The organism is Vibrio sp. GJ43-1, from assembly GCF_055808835.1.
This window is the reverse complement of sequence record NZ_CM147884.1, coordinates 1231869-1253831: the sequence shown is the minus strand read 5'-3', so window position 1 is coordinate 1253831 and position 21963 is coordinate 1231869. Positions and strand designations below refer to the sequence as shown.

Below are 21963 nucleotides of genomic sequence, written 5' to 3'. Positions count from 1 at the left end.
GATCACAGCGCAGCCATTCACTACGGCATGATGCAACAATGAAGATTCTCAATTTAAGCAAATTCCATTACAGTGATTCCATATTGAAGAAACAAATGGAAAACACGTGAACCTACGACAATTGGAAGTCTTTTACGCCATCATGCAAGCAGGCACCGTTTCCGGTGCGGCGAAAAATCTACATGTATCACAACCCAATGTCACACGAGTTCTCGCTCATACGGAGCAGCAGCTTGGTTTTACTCTTTTTGAACGAGTCAAAGGGCGCTTAGTCCCTACCCTTGAAGCAAACACCCTGCTGCCAGAAGTTGAAAACATCTACCGCCAGCTCAATCAGTTTCGAGTGATCACCAATAAGGTAAAGCAAGGACACCAACATATTCGCATTGGTGCGCCACATAGTACTTGCTAGTCATTTACTCACCCCAATCATCGCGGCTTTCTACCAATCACACGCCTGTACTATCGATTTAACCACAGGGAATCGGAACGAATTGTGCGATGCATTACTGAATAATGAACTCGATATCGCGATCGCCTTTGGCGACAAAACACCTACCGGGATTTCTCATGAATCACTCATAAAAACCGCCATGAAAATACTGTTGCCTCGCTTACCTTGCCAATCATTAATCCGCACTGATAAGCACCCTACTAACATCCCGCTCGAACTATTGCTGCAGCAAGACATCGCAATTATCGCATTGGACAACCGCGATCCATTGGGAGACAAATTATCTCAAGCCATTGCTAACATTGACTCAAACCACGCCCCTTCTATCACCGTACGAAATTACAGCGCTGGCGCAGAGCTTGCGAAACTTGGCGCGGGCATTGCCATTGTTGACCCTTGGACAGCCGCTCAATACCAATATTGCCCTGAACTCTATGTCGCAGAATTGAACACACCACTAGATTGTTCCGTCTCTTTAATGACCAGTGATCTGCACCCACTGTCGATTACTTCAAAACAGTTTTTGCAGCAACTTCGCCAGTATGACGCAGTAACGCAGTAACGCAGTAACGCAGTAACGCAGTAACGCAGTAACGCAGTAAAAATACTAAACCACTGTCTATTAGCACTGCCCATAACCTCACGTTATAGGCGACCAACAATAGAGTATTCGTCCCTAGCTCCAACCGCGTTTATCTTAGGTGTTACTTAATGCACGCTAAATGAAAGGGACACCATGCGAATTTCTCAACCATACTTACTTTTCCTCGGGGATGTTACCGACCCTCTTTCCGCAAAAACGGCGCGTGGTATCGTGCAATGGCGGCCTGAGGCTTGCTTGGGTCAACTTAGACTCACCGCAGACACCGTTTCGCTAGGTCTTAGTGAGATGACCCTGCAACAAGCAAAACAGCAAGGCGCCAAAACCTTGGTGATCGGCACGGCGAATGCGGGGGGAGTAATACCTAGAAATTGGCTAGACACGCTGATCAGCGCCGCGAACATGGGGTTTGATATTGCTTCAGGCATGCATCAACGATTGTCTGAAATACCAGAACTTACCGAGTTGGCAAACCTAGGGATTACCCATCTATTTGACGTTCGCCACTACAATGAACGGCTATGTGTGGGGACAGGGAAAAAGCGTCAAGGCATGCGGCTGCTAACCGTTGGTACAGATTGCTCGGTTGGCAAAATGTTCAGTGCTTTAGCAATCGAACAGTCACTTAATTCACGCGGAATCAACGCTCGCTTCAAAGCCACCGGTCAAACCGGCATCCTAATTGACGGTCAAGGTATATCCGTTGATGCCGTGGTGGCGGATTTTATCTCGGGTGCTGTTGAACAAATAAGCCCTGATTTCGACACGCACCAGTGGGACATTATTGAAGGACAAGGGTCGTTATTTAACCCGTCTTTCGCAGGCGTTAGTCTTGGATTATTGCATGGCGCACAACCTGATGCGCTCGTTCTATGCCATGAAGTGGGCCGTCAACATATTCGCAACCTACCGCACGCCCAGTTACCGACCCTCGAACAAACCATCCAAGCCAACCTTTTAGCGGCACGTGTGACCAACGCCAACGTCCAGTTCGTCGGTATCTGTTTAAATACCTCCTCATTAATTGAATCTGAAGCCAAGCAGCTATGTGTCAAATGGGGTAAAGAGCTTGGACTTCCCGTCACGGATCCTGTGCGTTTTGGCGTCGAGACCATCACTGACAAACTCACTGTATGATAAATAACGCTATGGGAGTCATTGAGTGAACACTATGAAAATCAGCAGTTACCATCACGCGATTCAGTTAGCGCGACCCTTTACTATCTCTCGTGGCACTCGTACTCACTGCGATGTTGTGCGCGTCTCCATACAATACCTTAATGACACGGCACAAGGAGAATGCACGCCTTACCCTCGATATGGTGAGTCCGTAGATTCGGTGATGGCTCAAGTTGAATATTTCAGCCAACCACTGAGTATATTAACACCGCAAGCAGCTCGTACCGCCTTACAAACCATGCCCGCTGGTGCGGCAAGAAATGCGATTGATTGTGCCTTGTGGGCACTGGAAGCCAAGCAAGCTGGGGGACAGTTCCCACAACAGCAATTTTCTATCAAACCCAAAATTGAGACCGCGATGACCGTTTCAATGGCTAACCTCCAAAGCATGGCTGCTCAAGCAAAAGAGTATGTTGAAAATGGTGCCACCTTACTTAAGGTTAAGCTTGATGCTGATGAGGTGATTGAAAAGACTCGCGCGATTCGTGCAGCCGCTCCCAAGGCAAAAATCATTATTGATGCTAACGAAGCTTGGCAAACATTGAATCTAGTCACCGTTTTTAACGCCCTTGCCAAACTGAATGTTACGATGATCGAGCAACCCGTACCAAGCGGGCAAGATCATTTGCTTACGGGTATTCCCCACCCTATTCCACTTTGCGCCGATGAAAGCTGCCATACTCGCGCCGAACTTGACGCCTTAATTGGCTGCTATGAAATGATCAACATCAAGCTGGATAAAACGGGTGGACTCACCGAAGCCTTAGCACTGGAAAAGCAAGCGCGAGCAGCGGGGATGCGTATTATGTCAGGCTGCATGCTTGGCACCTCTTTGGCGATGAAAGCCGCCCTACCAATCGCCAACAACGCTGAGATTGTTGACCTCGATGGGCCCGTTCTTTTAGGAAGTGATATAGACGATAAACTCACGTACCAAAATGGCGCAATAGTCGTGTAATGGAATAAGAAAAAGCCCGAGTATAAAAGCTCGGGCTGTTTGGTTTCGGCCTTGCTAATTACGCGGCTGAAACATCCTGGTTGTTTGAATAACGGCGAATGACAATTCGTAGACGAAACAACATTAAGGCTGCCGCAACCGTTAGCCCGGTCAGTATTCCGACCCAAAACCCTTCTTCTCCCATTGCTGGAACAATATGGTCCGTTAACCCTAATACCACCCCAATCGGCAGCGCAAGCCCCCAATAAGAGGCAATAGCAAGAAACATCGGTACTTTGGTGTCCTTATAGCCGCGCAACGCACCATTTGCTGACGTTTGCAGCGCATCACTAAATTGATACATAGCAGTAAAGATTAATAACGTTGCCGCGGTCGCGCTAATCGCTGGATCAGTGGTATAGAGCCTTATGATCACTTCAGGGAACAACAAAAACATCGCCACCGACAACAATGACATTAACGCCGCCACTAGAATACCGAACTGGCTTCGCTCGACGGCACCCGAATGGTCTTTAGCCCCAAGAGCATGACCAACACGAATCGTAATACCAAATGAAATACTCATTGGAATCACATACGTCATACTAGAGATATTCAGGGCAATCTGAGCTGCAGCAACGTTTTCTGCACCAATCCGTGCAATCAACAACGCAATCACGGCAAAAATACTGCCACACACGGCAATATTCATCCCAATTGGTAGCCCCAATTTTACCAAATGACCAATTTCTTTTGCTCGCGGCTTCGTGTCTTTAAAACGCAAAATCGTTTTAAAATGATGGTGCCCTTTAATATAAGAGTACAACAACGCCGACATCATCCAATACACGAGACTTGTCGCCCAACCACAGCCTACGGCGCCCATTTCTGGCAAACCAAACTTGCCGTAAATAAGGACATAGTTCACAGGAATATTTACGAGCAAACCCAAGACCGAAATGATCATCGGCGCTTTGGTATTATTCATTCCTTCGCAAAAGCCATTTAAGGTATAAAACAGAGCGATGCCCGGTACGCCAAACGCTAGAGCATACGCATAGTCGCTGGCAATAGGGATGATTTCAGAGGCAACACCGATCCATTGCAAGATCGGTTTAGCACTTAATAAATAGCCAATCAGCAAAACACTTGAGGCTAGAGCGAGCCAAAGCATTTGCACAAATTCTACAGAAATGCTGTCAAAATCACGGGCGCCACGGTGAAACGCCACCACTGGCGTTAACGCCATAATAATGCCGCGCAAAAGCAATAACACCGGAATCCAAAGGCTGGTTCCCAGTGCAATGGCAGCTAAATCAGCAGGGCTCACCTGCCCTGCCATGGTCGTATCAACGAAACCCATTGCTTGCGTAGCAAGCTGAGTCAAAATAATTGGCGTCGACAACGTCATTAACGCTCCCGATTCGCGGGTAAAACGAGGTAAAAAAGGACGAATTGTAGTTTGCATGGGGGTTCAAAACACCAATATAAATGCACCAATAATGGCAGGATGGCGGTGTGCATTTTAGGGTGTGCCCTGTGGGCGGCGACAATATAAACGTCATCATGGTCAATTTCAAGCCACCAATAACTGAGAATTGTATTGATGTTCGACTCGAAAGCACGCAAAATAGCGCGCCTTGCCCTATCTTAGGGTATATGGGCGCAAAAAAGATACACCTACCCCGGTAGTATCCACTTTGAGATCCCACTCTCCTATCCCACTTACTGAGTACCACTATGAGTTTTGAATCCTTAGGATTATCTGTTCCACTTCTTCGCGCTATCGACGAGCTTGGCTACACCAAAGCATCGCCAATTCAAGAAAAAGCCATTCCTGCCATTATTGAAGGCAAAGATGTCATGGCTGCCGCTCAAACAGGAACAGGCAAAACTGCAGGATTCACGCTACCGTTACTTGAGAAATTGAGCGCTGGACAGAGGGCAAAAAGCAACCACGTACGTGCACTCATCCTGACGCCAACGCGTGAACTTGCTGCTCAGGTTCATGATAGTGTGGTGAAGTATGGCGCTCACCTGCCAACAACATCGAACGTTATATTTGGTGGCGTCAAGGCAAACCCGCAAATGCAAAAGCTTCGTAAAGGTTGCGATGTCCTGGTCGCGACACCGGGTCGTCTGCTTGATCTTTACAGCCAGAATGCAGTGAAGTTTTCACAGCTTGAAGTACTCGTATTGGATGAAGCCGATCGTATGCTCGATATGGGCTTCTTCCGTGATATTAAAAAGATCCTCGACCTATTACCAAAAGAGCGTCAAAACTTGCTTTTCTCGGCAACCTTCTCGCCAGAAATTCGTTCTTTAGCAAAAGGCTTAGTACACAATCCGGTCGAGATCTCAGTAAACCCACCTAACTCAACCACTAAATTGGTTGAGCAAAGCATCTATGTTTCCGACAAAAACCAAAAGTCAGCGATTCTGGCTAAGCTCATCGAGCAAGGTGACTGGAAACAAGTGCTCGTATTTAGCAAAACGAAGCATGGTGCCAACCGCTTGGCTCGCTTTTTAGAAGGCAAAAACATCTCTGCGATGGCAATCCACGGTAATAAGAGCCAAGGCGCAAGAACCAAGGCACTGGAACAGTTTAAAACTGGGCAAATCCGCGTGTTAGTGGCGACTGACATTGCTGCTCGTGGCTTAGATATTCCTCAGTTGCCACAAGTCGTCAACTTTGATTTACCACATGTTTCGGAAGATTATGTGCACCGTATCGGTCGTACTGGTCGCGCTGGTGAAGCCAGTAAAGCCTACTCACTGGTTTGTGCAGACGAAGCGAAAGAGCTGTTTTCCATAGAAAGACTGATTGGCGAAGTGTTAACGCGACATGAAATGGAAGGCTTCAAGCCTGTGCATGCGCTACCAGCTTCAAGAACAGACACTCGCGCAATGAAGCCTAAAAAGCCGAAGAAACCAAAACAGCCAAAAACAGAACACACAGATGGTCAACGTCCAACGAATAGCCATCAAAAAACCAAGCAGAGACAATTTGGCAACTCTGAGTCAAATAACAAAAATGGCGGCAAACCGAATGCTCGTTCCGGCGCGAACGCCCGCCCTGGCAATGCCCCAAGAAGACGTAAGCCAAAACCAACCAATACGGTTGCGAAGTCACAATAACTAGACGGCTTATTAAGCCGTTATTATTGATTAAAAAAGCCATCGCAAGATGGCTTTTTTAATGGTGCAGTAACCATCGCCTTACCGCCACAACAGTCACACCATCGACGAGCTACCACTTAATGGCTAGCCGGATTTTTGACACTAAGTCAATGTTTTGACTACGCTTGCGCGACATCATTGTTCTATAAAATAACTCTGCAACCTCTTTTCAGTCTATAACAATTTTTGTTAACTTCATCGCAAACATATTGCATAGGGTTATATTCATGCTCAGGTCGCTACGTTCGCTCAATATTAAAAATACGATTCTTGTTGTATTTCTCATTCCCACCTCTCTACTCATCTTTTTAATTGGAATACAAATTAACCAAACCAGTCAGCAAGTCTCAGCCGCTGACACCTCTGAAGAATCGGTTCAGTTATTTCACCTTTATGATGAGGTCGCTCACCAGTTTGCGGTCGAGCGAGGATTGACTGCGGGTGTACTCGCCACTAAAGGCCAAGGCACACAAGCTGACGCCCTTAAAAAACAGCGCAAAAATGCCGACCTTGCGTATCAAAACCTCATTGCTTTTCAACCTATGCATATCGACTCGACGCTGTTTAGCAACCTGATGAGGGATATCAAGCAACAACTTGAGCGACGAGGTGAAATACGCGCTCAAGTCGACAGTCTCGCCATCCAAGATTCACCTTTTGCTTTCTACACCAACATCAATAGCCTCGCCCTTGATAACCTATCCGTGTTATTGACTCAAATTAGCGACTCACAGCTCAAATTAAAAATGCAGGGCTTGCTGGCGTTATTGGTGATTAAGGAAGAGGCAGGAAAAGCGCGCGGTGCGCTCAACGGTGCCTTTGCAGCGCAGCACTCTTCATTAGACGCTTACAGCAATATCAGTACTTATATCGCCACTGAAAAGCAAGCGTTAAGACAAGCAGAGCTTTTATTGCAAGGCGATATAAAGCAACAACTTCTCGCCATTACTCGCAGTCAAACTTGGAAAGACGTCAATAACATCCAACAGCAGTACCTGAGCCAAAAAGACAGCCTTACCACGTTAACGGGTCCTACTCCTCAAACCTGGTTCTCGTTAGCAACAAAACGAATTGGGTTAGTCAAGACTCTGCGCGATACCTTTACTCTGGATATTTCTCAGACCGCAGCTGAACTCAAAGCGCAAGCGAGCCAAGCTCGCTTTTCCTATATTGCTCTCGCACTATTTGTGGTGGTGCCATTAACTCTACTCGCGTTTCATTCCGTTCGGACGATTCGCCAGCGGGTTCGCCAATTTAGTCAGCAACTGGATCACATTGCCAAAAACAAAGACCTAACCGTTAAACTGACTAGCAACAAAAATGATGAGTTGGGTGAAATTGCCCTTCATTTTAATCACCTCACTGACAGTCTAAGCCAAGCATTGCGTAAATCGCTTGAGGTCGCCAATCGCACTGAACAAGAAATGAAGACCATGACGGAATTGGTCAGCCAAGCACAACAAGCTAGCCAACAGACGCACCTTCGTTGTGACAACATTGCAACAGCGATGACTGAAATGTCGCAAACTAGCCAAGAAGTGGCCAGTATCACCGTGGATGCGCAACACAGCGCCGATAGTGTCAAAGATAAAGCGATAGAGTGTCATCAACACGGCGAACAATCGCTAGCCACAACCACGGGTCTTATTGAAAGTGTCAACGACACCTATACCTGCTTAGAAAGCCTTGAGCAGCAAATGGCAAATGTCACTGAAATTCTCGACACTATCAATGCGATTTCAGAGCAGACTAACCTTCTTGCGTTAAACGCGGCGATTGAAGCTGCCAGAGCTGGCGAACAAGGACGTGGGTTTGCTGTCGTCGCAGACGAGGTGAGAACGTTGGCACAACGCAGTAAACAGTCCACAGAAGACATTCGACACCTTCTAGACAACATCAGTGATAACGCCAAAACCTCCTTTGGCAATATGCAGCGTAGCCGAGATGCTAGCTACACTACACAAACCATGGTATCTGAAACCAACGAAATGATGGATGCGCTCACGGTGACAGTAAAAGAAATCACCGATTTCAACACCAGTATTGCAACCGCTTCAGAAGAACAGTCTCAAACCACGCTATCGGTTGATTCCGATATCGACAATCTATTGTCTCTTGTTGAAAGCACTAATCAAACGGTCACTAATCTTCATAACGAAATGAGTACAGTAAAGTCGCGAATGTCAGAGCTGGTCAACGAAGTGTCTGCCTTTAAGCTAAGCGCGTAGCTGTAACTAAGTTAGTAGCTGTAACTAAGTCAGTCACTGTAACTAAGTCAGTAGCTGTAACTAAGCCAGTCGCTTAATAATTTGAAAGTAATAGATAAAAAAATACCGAGCTAATCACAAACAATGTATTAAACTCGGTATTTTTTGGCTTTCATGGTCCGATAAGATCAGCTTACATGCTATGAGCTTGCATAGATCACACTACCACCCTTGATGGTGTCTATAATCTCTTTAGATAACGCCTCCGGTAATGCAGGGCAACCCCAGCTGCGACCTAAATAGCCATTCTTTTTAATGAATGATTCATTAGCGTAGTCTGCGCCATGAACAACGATATAGCGATCTCTCGCATTATCATTAACACCACGGCTCAAACCATCTAGCCGTAACGAATAGCCGTTAGAGCCGTAATAAGTCGTATCGGTAACAAAAGTACCTAATGACGTTTTTCGAGAATTAATCGCATTAGAAAAGGCCGTGGCTTGTTTAGCACCGCTATTCACACCATGGGAAACATACGTGTTATACATCAACGCTTTTTTAGCTAGATCAATAACATAAAAACGTTTATCCGTTGAAGGTTTCGAATAATCGATAATCGTCAGCAACGGTTTCTTTTTTTCTGGCGTTTGGCTATACGCGATATAGGCGTCTTTAAATAGTTGAAAATCAACCACACCATCTAATGCTGCTCTATCATATATACGCTCAACTTGCGTTTTATCCGTCTCTACCTTTTTCGGTGTATGGTAGGGTGATAATTCCGTTTCGCTGCGAGCATTATATGAAAACGCCAAAACCGCTATGAAAGCAAACATCCATAGAGGGGAAATAATATTTTTAATCATTACTACAACAGGTTAGCTCAATAAATCAATTTATACGTTCAATAACGCATTTACAATTGCTGGGATATTACGCTAATTTGAGTAAATACTGAACATTATCGTGGGGTTTTTGAGCGAAAATTTGAAACAAATCGTATGATATCTATAAGCTCTCCAAGCGATTCATTTATAATCAACAAGTTAACTTTCTTATTCCAATACATTAAGTGTTACGACAAAAATACGCCACTTAATTCATATTTCAGTGACCATTAGTATAATCCAATCCATTTTATAGCACGCCTCTTAATTGGCTTAACCGTACGTCACTCTATCCGCCGTTAATGATGTGGCTGGATTAGACTGTTGAGAATGATGACCACTAAATATACGGTCGAAATAACTCAGTGGCGCGATTTTAGCGTTTGCTTTACCTTGCCATTTAGAGCTGTTCGCCACCAGCCATTTTTCACTCGCGCCTGCAATAATTTTCTGGCTGACTGCCGCCTCTCTGAGTTCATGTTCAAAAGCATAATCTTGCTGCTCGCCAGACGTCGTCACAAAGCCACTTGGCTGTGGCCCTGCTGACACTTCAACGGCACGTATAGAAGCACAACTCACAATCCCAATATCGGCGGAAAACAGGTCAAAGAATGGGACAACGTGGTCACCAACAACATCTCGATCATTGGTTCGAACCCGCCCTCCGGGTACCCAAGTTTCGATATGATCGCACTGAGACAGGACATGCGCCGCTTCAAAATTATTCGTGACCACTCTTAACTCTTGATGGGTAATTAATTGCTCTGCAATCATCGCAATGGTCGTGCCAATACCTAGAAATACCGTACTACCATTCGGGACATGCTGAGCCACTTGCTTGGCAATACTCAATTTTTCGTCTTTATTTGTGGTTTGACGTGACACATAACTGCGGTTCGCCAACATCGCCGAGTAAACCCACACCTCCGTGATGACGACAGGCTAATCCTAAACGACACAACTCGTTTATATCTCGCCTTATCGTTTGAGTCGTCACGTCAAAGCAGCGGGCTAAATCATCAATGGCGCAATATTCCTGAAGATGAATTTTATCTACAATAGATTGCTGACGAAGACTTAATTTATGCATTATTACAACGTCTCACATTCAACCGGATCCTGCGGAATAAAACCCAAAGAATGATAAGCTTGTGGCTTATCAGTAATCATCATATCCACACCCCACTCCCAATATTCAGATACTTCTCCCGGTCTATTAGGCGTGTAACAATAGAGATCGTAACCCAATGCCTTAATATTATAGGCCTGTCCTCTAGACAAGTAGCGATAATCACAATGCACGCTAAACGCCTCTATTTCTAATAGTATCTCACTGGCATTATCTGGAATACTCTGCCACAGCTGACCACGCTTTATCTCTGGCAATATAACACCAAGATACTTTAATACAACGTTATCAAAACTAGAAAAAAGCAAATCCGACAACGTCAAATTATGCGCATCTATGACGTTTTTTATTTGGTCGCAAAGTTCAAACACGTCATCATCTGGGTAGCGTTTTATTTCAATATTAACCTTAGTCCCATTAACTTTGGCTAACAACAATGCCTCGCTAAGTGTTGGAATTTGTTCTTTATTATATTGCGAATCGAACCAAGAACCCGCGTCTAACTGTTTCAATTCTTGTTGAGTCATTTGAGAAACCAAGCCATTACCATTACTGCATCGGTCTACCGTTTTATCATGGATGACCATAGGAACATTATCCGCGCTCAACTGAACGTCAAGTTCAATCCAGTCACAACCATATTGCCTCGCCAAATTGAACGCCGCCAATGTATTTTCTGGCGCGATACTAGATACACCTCGATGTGCGGTTAACTTCATGAATACTCTTCTCTGTCTCATTAATTCAAATCGAAGAATCTCAGATTAACGTTACGATTTTATTTCATTAATAGTGAGCAATAGTGAACAAAACCGAAAAATTAACTTCATTTTAATGTCACTAAAGCGTCATTAAGTTCATTTAACTTTCAAGTGAACATTTTGGTGGCAGTTTATTATTCCCATCAAATCTTACTACCACAATATTGATGTCCTCAGATAAGGAAGATCTCATGTCAATTAAGACATTTACTGGTTTAGCATTAACAACCGCACTTTTAAGTACACAAGTTCACGCTAAAACAGAAGTAGAATGGTGGCACGCAATGGGCGGTGCGCTAGGTCAAAAGGTCAACGAAATCGCCGCCGACTTTAATGCCAGCCAATCAGAATACGAGATAAAGCCCGTTTATAAAGGCAGCTACGCAGAAACTATGACAAGCGCTATTGCGGCGTTTAGAGCAAAAGAGCAACCTGCGATTGTGCAAGTATTTGAAGTCGGTACCGCAACAATGATGGGGGCGAAACAGGCGATCTACCCCGTCTACGAACTGATGGAAGATACCAAAGAACCCTTTGATACAGATGACTATCTTGCGGCCGTCACGGGTTACTACACCACCAATGATGGTGAAATGCTATCCATGCCGTTCAACAGCTCAACCCCTGTCATGTACTACAACAAAGACATGTTCAAAAAGGCTGGCATTAATGCCGCGCCAAAAACGTGGAAGGAGATGGAGTCGGTTTCACGTAAGCTGATGGAATCTGGTGCGCAATGCGGCTTTACAACAACCTGGCAATCTTGGACACAAATTGAAAACTTTGGTGCTCGAAACAATATTGCCGTGGCCAACAACAATAATGGTTTCGGCGGCGTAGATACTCAGTTTGAATTCAACGCAACACCATTTGTTAAACACATCGAACAGATGGGAGAATGGTCAAAAGCGGGTATTTTTAAATATGGCGGTCGCCAATCTGACGGTATGCCTCTGTTCTATACACAAGAGTGTGGTATGACAATGGGCTCATCAGCGGGTCTAGCTGGCATCCAAGAAAACATGAAAGGTATCGATGTGGGCGTCGCGCAGCTGCCTTATGACGATACACTGATTGAAAAGCCACAAAACACCATCATTGGCGGTGCCTCTCTTTGGGTACTTCGTGGCCACTCTGATGAAGAGTATAAAGGCGTTGCCAAATTCTTTAGCTACCTATCAAGCCCAGAAGTACAAGCCGACTGGCACCAGTTCACCTAGCTACCTACCCATTACTAAAGACGCCTACGATCTCACTAAGCAACAAGGCTTTTACCAATCTAATCCAGGTACCGACACTGCAGTCGTTCAGATGACATCGACCACGCCAACGGCGAACTCTAAAGGGATTCGTTTCGGTAACTTCTTACAAACACGCGACATTATCAATGAAGAACTTGAAGCTGTTTGGGCAGGAAAAGCATCGGCCAAAACTGCGCTCAACAATGCCGTTCGTCGCGGTGACGAACAACTTCGTCGCTTTGAACGTACACAAAAATAACAAACATAATTAGTCGCCACCGTTATCGGTGGCGATATTTTGCTTTGCCGAAGTACCTTGGAACACTTGTATGTCATCTCCTGTTGTATTTAAAAATAAGTGGTTACCTGTTGCGCTGATCGCGCCCCAGCTATTTATCACATTAGTCTTTTTTATCTGGCCTGCGGGTCAGGCTATTTTCCAATCCTCGCAACTTGAAGACGCGTTTGGGTTGAGTAAAGAATTCGTTGGATTAGAAAACTTCATTACCCTTTTCAACGACAGCTATTATCTAGATGCATTTCTTACCACGTTACAATTTAGTATCAGCGTGGCTTTTCTCGCTTTGATCAGCGCCCTGATTCTGTCGGCATTTGCGGAACAGATCGTGCGTGGTTCAACCTTTTACCGCACGTTTCTCATCTGGCCTTATGCCGTTGCCCCCGTTGTTGCAGGATCGCTATGGCTCTTTCTCTTTGACCCGACCATTGGTGTCGTGACGGAAATGTTAGGCTGGTTTGGTGTGGACTGGAACCCAACATTGAACGGCAGCCATGCGATGTGGATGGTCATCATTACCTCAACATGGAAGCAGATTAGCTACAACTTCCTATTTTTTCTCGCTGCATTGCAATCGGTACCTAAATCCTTGCACGAAGCCGCAGCGATTGACGGAAGTGGTCCAATTAAACGCTTTATGACCATTAGCTTTCCACTCATTTCACCCACCAGCTTTTTTCTCTTAGTGGTGAACTTTGTCTACGCCTTTTTTGACACGTTCGCGGTCATCCATGCGATGACACAAGGTGGGCCAAGCAACAGTACATCCACCTTAGTTTATAAGGTATATAACGACGGTTTCATCGGACTCGATCTTGGCTCCTCAGCAGCGCAATCCGTTATTTTAATGGCATTAGTCGCGCTCCTCACCGTGTTCCAATTTAAATATGTAGAAAAGAAGGTGGCATACTAATGGTTGAACGAAGACCCCTATTTGCGATTTTTTGTCATGTCATTTTGATTCTTGGCATTCTTTCTATTGCGCTGCCAGTATGGGTGGCACTAGTCGCAACCACTCATGACAACACCGCCTTTGCCACAGGTACACCACTCTGGTTCGGCGATCTCGGGTTTAGTGTCTTTAGAGAGCTGTGGAGCAACGAAAGTACTTACAACAACTCCGCCTTGCCCATTACGCACATGCTGTTTAATTCACTCATCATGGCACTCTGCATTACTGTCGGGAAACTCACCATCTCCATCTTATCGGCCTATGCCGTGGTATTTTTCCGATTCCCCGGTCGTATGTTGGCGTTTTGGATGATTTTCTTCACGCTCATGCTGCCCGTTGAAGTACGTATCATGCCGACATTTGAAGTCATTACGAATCTTAATATGCTCAACTCGTTTTCTGGCCTAACGATACCGCTGATCGCCAGTGCAACGGCGACGTTCTTGTTTCGTCAATTCTTTTTAACCGTCCCTCATGAGTTAGTCGAAGCCGCTCGTATGGATGGTGCGGGACCTATCAAGTTTTTTATTGATATTTTACTACCCTTGTCGAGAACGAATATCGCCGCACTATTTGTTATTACCTTTATCTATGGCTGGAACCAATATCTTTGGCCATTACTGATCACCACCGATACTCAATACTTCACCATTGTCATGGGTATCAAACAAATGCTAGGCGTCGTCGATGGCGTCGTGGAATGGAACAAAATTATGGCGACCACCATCATCGCTATGCTGCCCCCTGTCATCGTTGTTATTGGCATGCAAAAAGCATTCGTCAAAGGCCTAGTAGATTCGGAGAAATAAATGTCAACGCTCACTCTTAGAAACATCGCAAAATCGTACCCAAATGGCTATCAAGCGGTCCAAAAATTAAACCTAGACATCAATGATGGCGAAATGGTGGTGCTTGTTGGCCCTAGTGGCTGTGGAAAATCAACACTCCTTCGCATGATAGCGGGATTGGAAGAAATCACCTCCGGTGAACTCACCATCGACAACACCGTCGTCAACCACCTTGAACCGGGTGAACGAGACATTGCGATGGTGTTCCAAAACTATGCGCTTTACCCGCATATGTCGGTGTTCAATAACATGGCGTACGGACTTCGTAACCGTAAAACCCCCAAAGCGGAAATCCAACGTTTAGTGGATGAAGCGGCAGAAATGCTGGAACTTTCACACTTGCTTGACCGCAAGCCCAAAGAGCTTTCCGGAGGGCAACGCCAACGCGTCGCGATGGGGCGAGCCATCGTCCGAGAGCCTAAAGTATTTCTATTTGATGAACCGCTCTCTAATCTCGATGCTAAGTTAAGAGTTCAAATGCGCCTTGAGATTAAGAAGCTGCAACGCAGGCTGGCAACCACATCGGTTTACGTCACCCATGACCAAGTCGAGGCAATGACACTCGCCGACAAATTGGTGGTGCTCAACAAAGGAAATGTCGAGCAAGTCGGCACCCCATTAGAAATTTATGACAACCCCGCCTCCATGTTTGTGGCAACGTTCATCGGTTCGCCATCCATGAACATACTCGATGCAAACGTCACCGCAGAGGGGCTGCAACTTGGACACGCATTACTGCCAAGCCAGACTCAATCGCTCGACTTAGGAGCAATCAAGTTAGGCCTACGCCCTGAACATCTCACCATTGCCAACGCCGACCCATGGTTTGAAGTCGAAGTGGAACTGGTTGAATCGCTGGGCGCCGATTTACTTCTCTACTGCCAGACTCAAGATAACCAAGCACAAAAGCTGGTTGTGCGCGTTGAAGGACACAGCAACATCAACATTGGTGATATTCTGGGTTTGGATATCGACCTAAATCATGTCCACTTATTTGACTCTACGACTGAAAAACGCATTGCGTTTGATGCTCATGCGGCAGACAAGCCAGAGGTTATCAATGCCTAGCACCCTGAACAATATGTTGCCTCCCAGCACGTCGGCTGTGCCTCAACCGCTTAAAAGTCCGCAGCCATTAACAGAGGCACCGACTGAAACGTTGAAACGAATTCAATGGTTGCTCACTGATGTTGATGACACATTAACATGGCAAGGCACTCTACCCGCTCAAACCCTTGAAGCACTAACGCAACTCAAGGAGGTGGGTGTTCATGTTATTGCGGTGACAGGCGCGTGTGCAGGATGGTGTGACCAAATCGCAAAATTATGGCCTGTTCATAGTGTGATTGGCGAAAATGGCGCTTTTTCCATGCAGAAAAACCGTCAAGGGTTTCACATTGAGTCAACGTTGCCCATTGCAACAATGAAGCATCAGCAAGCGCAATTGCTAGAGGCATTAAAAGAACTTCTGCGTGACTACCCCGATATTGATTTTGCTAATGACCAAGCGTTTCGCTACTGCGATGTCGCCATCAATATTGGCCAAGACCGCGATGCGGTTGATCGCGACACATGCCAAGAGTTACTGGCGCGTATTCGTCAATTGTCGATTGAAGGTCATAAGGTAAAAGCCACACAAAGTTCGATTCATATTAACGTGTGGATTGGCGAGCACAGTAAACAAGTGACGAGTGAGCAGTTACTCCTACAACAATTGTCACAAGAATCCTTACCTCTCGAACACATCACCTACATTGGTGACTCCCTCAATGACGAGTCTATGTTCGCATGGCTTCCCATGACATTTGGCGTCAACAATATTACTCGATGGCTACCACAACTCCGTGCAAAACCAAGCTATATCACTGTGAACAATGGTGGATATGGATTTGCTGAACTGGCAACGTTGATTGTTCAAGCAAAGCAGTAATTAACCATGTTCACCAAAGAGCCGACATTGCATACACAATGTCGGCTCTTTTCACATAAAAGGCGAGCGCTTACTCTTACGGTATTTACTTACAATGATAAACCGAAACTTGTGCCCCGGCTGGAAGCTCGTTACGAGTTTTAATCACTTTATCCACATTAAAATGAGTGCCACTCAACATGTACGTGGTGTTCTTAATGTACGGATAGAAATTATTCGGGTGCCCGTCTTCAAGCACGAATGTGTCTATCTTTTCACACTGCATGTGTTTCTCGGTGAAATCAGACATCATTCGAACTTTGGTCGCTTCAGGGTCTACTGGAATTTTTCTCGTCACACAGCCTGTGGTCATCAAAGTGATGAGGAGTAACAGTGTGGTACAAACTACTTTAAACATTTATTAGGCTCTGACAATAACAATCATAATTCGACGCGACTATAATCGTTACCGTATTCAAAACCAAATAGCGCCTATCGATAAAGTCGATAGAATGTATGCGCAACCTAATTTACAACCAACGTTGGGGATTAAGATTTCCGTCATGTTAGCAGTAGATACTGGTTTAGTTGCTTAGCTGCCTAATTGCTTAAATAAAAAAAGCCGACATTGAATTCACAATATCGATTTTTGTACTCACACTATCCGCGATTAGCGCTAGAAGCCACTGATTGGCAGTGATACGCCGTAACCTGCGCACCAACAGGTCGCCCTTTGCGGGTTTTAATCACGTCTTCAATCTGAAAGTGTGTGCCACCCAACATATACGTTGTGTTCTTAATGTACTGATAAAAATTATTCGGGTGTCCATCTTCAAACTTGAAGGTATCGACCTTCTCACAACTCATCCCTTGTTGGGTAAGAGCAGAGATTGCGTGAACTTTCTCTGCTCCAGGTTCCACAGGGATTTTGCGGGTAACACACCCCGTACTCACGATAATAGTAAGCACTAACGCTGCGCGAAAAATAACTTTAGACATATAATCGACCTTACTCATAATAACGATAATTCGACAGGACTCTCGTCCATCACAAAAGTGTATCGCCAAGCAACGTCGTTACTCCAATCAGTTATGCATCAAAAATCATTCATACCTTTCACGCCACATGTCAATCCTGATTCGTAAGTACTTAATCAAAAACACTTAATCACAAAAACTTAACCACAAAACACTTAATCACACGCTTTCAATTTCAATAGCGTATGGCCCAGCCCTATGTTATCGGTACGCTCTGTTACCTCAAGTCCAGCAGCTTCAACGATTTCTAAGAAATCTTCACTACGGTAGAAACGGCTATTACCGTTAGCGAGGCAAGTAAAATACAATGACGTAGCGTTTAGACTAAATGAGGCGGCATCGTATTTTTGTGCATCCCAAAACAGTTCTAAAATATAAACCGTCGAGCCAGGGGCAAGCTGAGCTCGTACGTTTTTCAAAATGGTCAGAATCTCCATCGGCGAAAAACAATCTAAGAATTGACTCATCCACCACACATCAGCATGCGCAGGTAATGCCTGAGATTTATCCAACATGTTAGCAGGGAAGGGATGAACGCGATCAAAAAAGCCATTATCAGCAACATTTTTCATCGCCACATTAAGCTGCTGCGGCAAATCAACAATGGTCACTTCAACATCATCATTGTAACCACAACACTGCAACGCCCACTTGCCCGTATTGCCACCAATATCTACGATGTGTTTAGGTTCAAGGCTGAACACTTCTTTTAGCAATATCGGAAACGAACGATCAGAATAAAAATGGTCAAACTTAAACCAGCTTTCTTTCGCTTTTTCAGGTAATTGAGATAAGCCTTGATAAATGGTTTCCCACTCTCCTAACTCTTTCAACCCTGCAGGTTTACCTTCTTTGATGGATTCAGTTAAATGCATCATCGCGGCGTAACAAACGTCTGCGGTAAAATCCATGTTGGCTTGAGTCATGCCATCATGGAGTAAGAAGTGCCCCATATTCGCCAATGAGTAGTTGGGTTTATTCCACAACACAATATGCGCACTGATCGCCATATCGAGCAGCACTTTTACCCCGTACTCAGACACACCCGTCGCTTGAGCAATATCTTCGGCACAAAGCCCTTTCTCACCCGCTTTATCAAGTTCAGCTAAAACACCTAAATCTCTTAAGGTACGAGCGGCTTGAAACACAATCGGAGCAAAAGACAGTTCTTGAGCGGCCGTCTTTGCTTCAAACGCATTGTATGGATCAATATTTTGTTCTGACACGTAAAATCCCGATTACTATCTAATTAATTATTTTGATGCTGCCGTCGCGGCAAGTTGCTTTCTTATATCAGTATTCAAATTATTGATCCAGCGGTTGTAATTACGATGAATTTCACCATCTGCTGCTTTTAAATTTTTTGAATCAACGTAAGTGATTGAATAATATTTTTTTGTGTAAGGAATGTCTATTATAGCTTCATGGCTGCGAACTAAAATGGTCGCGTTTAACTCACCTGCTTTGGTTTCTGACACCACCCAGCCACGATTCTCAGCCGCTTTAGTGATCACTGACTTGACTTGCTCCGCCGTTAAATCATACGCGACGGGCTCATTTTCGAAATTCAATACTGGCTGAACTCGCCCACAACCTACTAATATCAATGTCATGACAAATGCCATTGCGAACTTAAATGCCTTCATATTATTTCCTTACATTTTGGTTTATAAAACGATATGATTATCCAGTCGCCTGCAAATAAATCAATATCTTATGTCTCATCCACTGCCTATAATTTCTTTTAATATCGAAACTTGGTGCGCTAAGTCTAAAGGTCTACATACCCATGCAGACTGGTTGTCTTGGTCCCACACTGGCCAGTGGCCTGTGGAAGGGGTGCTAGAAGTCGATCGAATTCCTGCCATGATGCGCCGTAGAATGAGCTCACTAAGCAAGCTGGCGGTTCAGTGTGCCATCGAATTGATGGAGCACCCGTCTATCGATTATATTGTCTTTTCTAGCCGACATGGTGAGCTACTGCGCAGTTCTGAACTCATAAAAGATATTATTAATGGTGATGACGCCTCTCCTATGGCATTTTCTCAATCAGTGCACAACACGGCGGCAGGGTTGACAACCATCGCCACGAAACAACCCATACCCGTGACTTCCATCGCCGCTTCAAGCAACACCTTCCACAGTGCGATGATTGAGGCGTGGAGCTACCTAGAAGAACACCCAACTCACCGAGTGCTATTGGTTGATTTTGATGAACCAGTACCCGACATTTACCAGCAGTACGAAGACAAGCAATTTTGTAGCTATAGCGTAGGACTGGTGCTAACTCATGGCGATTCACTGGCATTTCCGCTGTTAAATTCCAGCCATACACATAATGATTTGCCACAAGCATTATGTTTTTTGCAGCATTGGTTAACTACTACAACGGCACAAAAAAAGCCGCTATAACAACTTCAATAGCAACAAGGACCCGTAATACTCATGGCACTGACACCACTCTATCTAAAAATAAATCAAGTTTGGCGTATCTTCGCCACAGGATTTTGCTTTAGTGTATTTGGCTTCGGTGGGCTCATTCTTAGCTTTGTTCTCATTCCAATCATTGCTCGACTTACCTCTGAGCCAACGGTGAGGGAGTACCGTGTTCAAGCGCTAATCCAACGTTCATTCCACCTTTTTTGCCGTTTGATGAAATATACTGGCGCGATAGATTACAAAATAACAGGGGCAGAACGTCTCCAGCAAGATCGTCACTGTTTAATTGTCGCTAACCACCCAAGCCTTATTGACTATGTGTTAATTGCCTCGCAACTCGAGCAATGTGATTGCCTAGTCAAAAGCGCGATTTGGCGCAATCCTTTTATGAAGCATATTGTCCGAGCGGCAGGCTATATTCCCAATGAAGCACCTGACGATGTCATATCGATATGCGATCAGCGTTTTGACCAAGGAAACGTATTGCTGGTATTTCCTGAAGGGACACGCACCACGCCTGGTGTTGAGTCAAAATTACAACGTGGCGCCGCGCAAATTGCCATTAGAACAAGACGTGATTTACGCGTGGTGCATATCTCAGTAAGCCCCAGTTTTTTAACCAAAGAAAAAATGTGGTACCAAGTCCCAAAGATCAAACCCTTTTTCCATATTGAAATAAAGGGTAAGATTGACGTAGAGCCATTTATCGCGCAAACGAACTCCCCGACTTTAGCCGCAAGAAAACTGAACCGTTATTTGGCTGAAGCGATTTTCCCAAAAATGAACAACGATGAGTAAGATCCTGTGGAAGCACTACAAAATCAGATTAAACAACTAATTATTGATGCCTTGAATCTAGAAGACATCACAGTCGACGATATCGAAACTGACGCTCCACTCTTTGGCGAAGGCTTAGGGCTAGACTCTATTGATGCATTAGAGCTTGGCTTGGCGATTAAGAAAACCTTCAATATCGTCATTGACGCCGATGATACAAATACCCGAGAGCACTTTGCGTCTGTCGCAAACCTAGCCAACTATATTTCGTCTCAGACCAGCCACTAAATTAACAGATATCATCATGACAGAATTAAACCAACAGCAAGTATTTGAGCAAGTAAAACAGGCTCTCGTTGAACTCTTTGAGATTGACGAAGCGGATATTCAGCCTGACGCTCACCTATACCAAGACCTCGATCTCGACAGTATTGACGCGGTTGATCTGGTGGTACACCTACAAAAAGTGACAGGCAAAAAAATTAAGCCTGAAGAATTCAAAGCCGTTCGCACCGTCAATGACGTGGTGGTCTCTGTCACTGAGCTATTAAAAGACAACTAATGCGCCCATTGCTGACCATCCTGTCCGCAATCGTTATTTTTGCGTACCCTTTTGCCGTCTACTTCGGCGCAGAGCAATTTGGTTTGCAAGCGATCAGTATGATTCTTATCACTGTCTTTGTGATAAGAATCGTCTCTAGCAATAATACCAAGCTTAAAGAGTTCAAGCAGCTCGCGTGGATAAGCGGTCTCACCGGCATCACTTTAAGTGTGCTTGGCGCTGTATTCAAACAGCACGGATGGCTGACCTTCTACCCTGTTGTCGTCAACCTTTGTATGCTCACCGTTTTTGCACTCAGCCTCACTCAACCACAATCGATCATTGAACGTTTTGCTCGTCTCCAGCAACCCACCCTGCCTGATAGCGCTATTCGCTATACTCGTAATGTCACCAAGGTGTGGTGCGGTTTTTTCACTATCAATGCTGGTATCGCCTTTTATACCTGCTTTCAAACACTTGAGGTTTGGACGCTTTACAACGGCTTACTGAGTTACCTTGCTGCTTATTGTTTATTTGCAGGCGAGTGGATCATTAGACAGTTTGTTCGCGAGGATTAATCTA

Annotated in this window: 22 protein-coding genes and 2 pseudogenes; 15 read left to right on the top strand and 9 right to left on the bottom strand. The window is 45.0% G+C overall.

Going from position 1 to position 21963, the window contains the following annotated elements:
- Nucleotides 1–106: 106 nt before the first annotated feature.
- From AC0L66_RS06080 to dgcA, 3 genes and pseudogenes are all read left to right on the top strand, one after another.
- A pseudogene (locus AC0L66_RS06080) lies at nucleotides 107–1016 on the top strand (LysR family transcriptional regulator).
- 174 nt (nucleotides 1017–1190) lie between these two features.
- The gene (dgcN, locus tag AC0L66_RS06075; protein WP_265673326.1) at nucleotides 1191–2192 is read left to right on the top strand and encodes an N-acetyltransferase DgcN; all 1002 of its coding nucleotides are present in this window, start codon (nucleotides 1191–1193) and stop codon (nucleotides 2190–2192) included.
- Nucleotides 2193–2226: 34 nt separating this feature from the next.
- Nucleotides 2227–3192 carry an N-acetyl-D-Glu racemase DgcA gene (gene dgcA / locus AC0L66_RS06070; protein ID WP_265673570.1) on the top strand — a complete coding sequence of 322 codons (966 nt, stop codon included), beginning with the start codon at nucleotides 2227–2229 and terminating at the stop codon, nucleotides 3190–3192.
- Nucleotides 3193–3250: 58 nt separating this feature from the next.
- On the opposite strand, the gene AC0L66_RS06065 is transcribed toward dgcA, so the two are convergent.
- The gene (locus tag AC0L66_RS06065) at nucleotides 3251–4639 is read right to left on the bottom strand and encodes an MATE family efflux transporter (protein ID WP_265673325.1); all 1389 of its coding nucleotides are present in this window, start codon (nucleotides 4637–4639) and stop codon (nucleotides 3251–3253) included.
- Nucleotides 4640–4911: 272 nt separating this feature from the next.
- Between AC0L66_RS06065 and AC0L66_RS06060 the strand changes: the two genes are divergently transcribed.
- Entirely contained in the window at nucleotides 4912–6309 is a 1398-nt protein-coding gene (locus AC0L66_RS06060; protein WP_473568749.1) for a DEAD/DEAH box helicase, read from the top strand.
- Between the two features lie 269 nt (nucleotides 6310–6578).
- Nucleotides 6579–8579, top strand: coding sequence for a methyl-accepting chemotaxis protein (locus tag AC0L66_RS06055; RefSeq protein WP_265673323.1), 2001 nt, complete (start codon nucleotides 6579–6581; stop codon nucleotides 8577–8579).
- 179 nt (nucleotides 8580–8758) lie between these two features.
- Here AC0L66_RS06055 and AC0L66_RS06050 read toward each other — a convergent pair whose 3' ends face one another.
- From AC0L66_RS06050 to AC0L66_RS06035, 4 genes are all read right to left on the bottom strand, one after another.
- Complete coding sequence (locus tag AC0L66_RS06050; RefSeq protein ID WP_265673322.1) at nucleotides 8759–9427, bottom strand: murein L,D-transpeptidase catalytic domain family protein; 669 nt, start codon at nucleotides 9425–9427, stop codon at nucleotides 8759–8761.
- Between the two features lie 294 nt (nucleotides 9428–9721).
- Nucleotides 9722–10354, bottom strand: a complete 633-nt coding sequence (locus tag AC0L66_RS06045) for a DeoR/GlpR family DNA-binding transcription regulator (protein ID WP_473568747.1) — start codon at nucleotides 10352–10354, stop codon at nucleotides 9722–9724.
- Complete coding sequence (locus tag AC0L66_RS06040; protein WP_473568745.1) at nucleotides 10311–10538, bottom strand: DeoR family transcriptional regulator; 228 nt, start codon at nucleotides 10536–10538, stop codon at nucleotides 10311–10313. The genes AC0L66_RS06045 and AC0L66_RS06040 overlap by 44 nt, the downstream gene beginning before the upstream one ends.
- 2 nt (nucleotides 10539–10540) lie before the next feature.
- Nucleotides 10541–11296 carry a glycerophosphoryl diester phosphodiesterase gene (locus tag AC0L66_RS06035; RefSeq protein WP_473568744.1) on the bottom strand — a complete coding sequence of 252 codons (756 nt, stop codon included), beginning with the start codon at nucleotides 11294–11296 and terminating at the stop codon, nucleotides 10541–10543.
- 233 nt (nucleotides 11297–11529) lie between these two features.
- Between AC0L66_RS06035 and ugpB the strand changes: the two are divergent.
- From ugpB to AC0L66_RS06010, 5 genes and pseudogenes are all read left to right on the top strand, one after another.
- A pseudogene (gene ugpB, locus AC0L66_RS06030) lies at nucleotides 11530–12838 on the top strand (sn-glycerol-3-phosphate ABC transporter substrate-binding protein UgpB).
- A 70-nt stretch (nucleotides 12839–12908) separates the two neighbouring features.
- On the top strand, nucleotides 12909–13790 hold the full coding sequence (gene ugpA / locus AC0L66_RS06025) for a sn-glycerol-3-phosphate ABC transporter permease UgpA (protein ID WP_428751666.1): 882 nt from the start codon (nucleotides 12909–12911) through the stop codon (nucleotides 13788–13790).
- Nucleotides 13790–14638 (top strand): sn-glycerol-3-phosphate ABC transporter permease UgpE, encoded by an 849-nt coding sequence (ugpE, locus tag AC0L66_RS06020; RefSeq protein WP_265673315.1) that lies wholly within the window; start codon nucleotides 13790–13792, stop codon nucleotides 14636–14638. Before ugpA ends, ugpE begins: the two co-directional genes overlap by 1 nt.
- Nucleotides 14639–15745, top strand: coding sequence for a sn-glycerol-3-phosphate import ATP-binding protein UgpC (locus AC0L66_RS06015; RefSeq protein ID WP_265673314.1), 1107 nt, complete (start codon nucleotides 14639–14641; stop codon nucleotides 15743–15745).
- A 13-nt stretch (nucleotides 15746–15758) separates the two neighbouring features.
- A complete protein-coding gene (locus AC0L66_RS06010) occupies nucleotides 15759–16607 on the top strand; it encodes an HAD-IIB family hydrolase (protein WP_473569191.1) in 849 nt (282 codons plus the stop codon).
- An 85-nt stretch (nucleotides 16608–16692) separates the two neighbouring features.
- Here the strand turns inward: AC0L66_RS06010 and AC0L66_RS06005 are convergent, their stop codons facing one another.
- From AC0L66_RS06005 to AC0L66_RS05990, 4 genes are all read right to left on the bottom strand, one after another.
- Nucleotides 16693–17004 carry a hypothetical protein gene (locus tag AC0L66_RS06005; protein ID WP_265673313.1) on the bottom strand — a complete coding sequence of 104 codons (312 nt, stop codon included), beginning with the start codon at nucleotides 17002–17004 and terminating at the stop codon, nucleotides 16693–16695.
- 242 nt (nucleotides 17005–17246) lie between these two features.
- Nucleotides 17247–17585, bottom strand: a complete 339-nt coding sequence (locus AC0L66_RS06000; RefSeq protein ID WP_265673312.1) for a hypothetical protein — start codon at nucleotides 17583–17585, stop codon at nucleotides 17247–17249.
- A gap of 194 nt (nucleotides 17586–17779) precedes the next feature.
- A complete protein-coding gene (locus AC0L66_RS05995) occupies nucleotides 17780–18850 on the bottom strand; it encodes a methyltransferase (RefSeq protein ID WP_473568741.1) in 1071 nt (356 codons plus the stop codon).
- Between the two features lie 27 nt (nucleotides 18851–18877).
- Nucleotides 18878–19270, bottom strand: a complete 393-nt coding sequence (locus AC0L66_RS05990) for a hypothetical protein (protein WP_265673310.1) — start codon at nucleotides 19268–19270, stop codon at nucleotides 18878–18880.
- A 70-nt stretch (nucleotides 19271–19340) separates the two neighbouring features.
- On the opposite strand from AC0L66_RS05990, the gene AC0L66_RS05985 reads away from it, so the two are divergent.
- The 5 genes from AC0L66_RS05985 to AC0L66_RS05965 are packed head-to-tail and all read left to right on the top strand — an operon-like array spanning nucleotide 19341 to nucleotide 21959.
- A complete protein-coding gene (locus AC0L66_RS05985; protein ID WP_473568740.1) occupies nucleotides 19341–20036 on the top strand; it encodes a beta-ketoacyl synthase chain length factor in 696 nt (231 codons plus the stop codon).
- 33 nt (nucleotides 20037–20069) lie between these two features.
- Nucleotides 20070–20861, top strand: a complete 792-nt coding sequence (locus AC0L66_RS05980) for a lysophospholipid acyltransferase family protein (RefSeq protein ID WP_473568738.1) — start codon at nucleotides 20070–20072, stop codon at nucleotides 20859–20861.
- Between the two features lie 6 nt (nucleotides 20862–20867).
- Entirely contained in the window at nucleotides 20868–21128 is a 261-nt protein-coding gene (locus AC0L66_RS05975; RefSeq protein ID WP_265673307.1) for a phosphopantetheine-binding protein, read from the top strand.
- A gap of 16 nt (nucleotides 21129–21144) precedes the next feature.
- On the top strand, nucleotides 21145–21402 hold the full coding sequence (locus AC0L66_RS05970) for an acyl carrier protein (protein WP_265673306.1): 258 nt from the start codon (nucleotides 21145–21147) through the stop codon (nucleotides 21400–21402).
- Nucleotides 21402–21959 carry a COG4648 family protein gene (locus AC0L66_RS05965; RefSeq protein WP_473568735.1) on the top strand — a complete coding sequence of 186 codons (558 nt, stop codon included), beginning with the start codon at nucleotides 21402–21404 and terminating at the stop codon, nucleotides 21957–21959. Before AC0L66_RS05970 ends, AC0L66_RS05965 begins: the two co-directional genes overlap by 1 nt.
- Nucleotides 21960–21963: the final 4 nt, after the last annotated feature.